Source organism: Synechococcus sp. R3-13 (genome assembly GCF_047462195.1).
Lineage (GTDB): Bacteria > Cyanobacteriota > Cyanobacteriia > Thermostichales > Thermostichaceae > Thermostichus.
This window is the reverse complement of the sequence record NZ_JANSIO010000337.1, coordinates 1-760: the sequence shown is the minus strand read 5'-3', so window position 1 is coordinate 760 and position 760 is coordinate 1. Positions and strand designations below refer to the sequence as shown.

Annotated in this window: 1 protein-coding gene; it reads left to right on the top strand. The window is 59.2% G+C overall.

Annotated features, from left to right (window positions below):
* The first annotated feature begins 235 nt into the window (after positions 1-235).
* Positions 236-580, top strand: a complete 345-nt coding sequence (locus NW856_RS10375; RefSeq protein ID WP_011432412.1) for a hypothetical protein — start codon at positions 236-238, stop codon at positions 578-580.
* Positions 581-760 lie beyond the last annotated feature (180 nt).

Genomic DNA, 760 nt, shown 5'->3' with positions numbered 1-760 from the left:
TGTTCAGGAGAGTTCAGCGTGAATGTATCAGCTCCATCAAGACAATCCAGACGAGCAAGACGGGCCTGCACAGAGTACCCTCTGCAGGCCTTTTTGTGGGCCTGGGCCGCGCGGCTGTACGTCCCCAGCAGGGATCCCTCCCCATCACGTAGCTTTTTTTGCTTTTTTGGGCAACTCAGCGGAGGGCAAAGCAGGCTAAAGTGTCGGCATCCTGGCGTCTTGTGGAGAATCCTCGATGTTGTCCACTCAACTCCTCCTCCCCGGAGTGGCAGCTCTGCTCGGCTTCGGGTTTGCTCCAGCCGTCCTAGCTCAGACTTCCCACACCCAGCAGATGGCGATCCTGAACGGCAACGCCACCACCCTGCAAAGCAACGTCCTGCAAAACACCGTCCTGATCCTGCCCAACGTTCCCCCACAACAGTACGCCGACAGTTGGGGCTGGAGGAGCAGCCGCTCTTTGCCTCCCACTCCTGCTCCCATCACCGTCGTCATCCTCAACTCCCAAGTCAACCTAGCTGCCGAGGAAGTCGAGCCGAGGTCTTGCGGCCAGCGCTGTAGGGGATCCCTGCGCCTACCTTGAGCGGGGGAGGCTGCTTTTTGCACTCCAGACTGCCCAAGTCCGCAATCCGGTTCGCGGCCACGCTCGGATCTGGGTGGATGGGGATTGATATAATCCAGGGCAATTGTCCGCTGCTGGGCGGCAGAGGGTTTTAACGCAAGCTTGGCCCGGCTGATACATTTACGCTGAACACTGCTGAAC

Bases quoted from the DNA above. Each gene is read 5' to 3' on its own strand.
- NW856_RS10375 (WP_011432412.1), top strand. From the start codon at position 236: ATGTTGTCCACTCAACTCCTCCTCCCCGGAGTGGCAGCTCTGCTCGGC.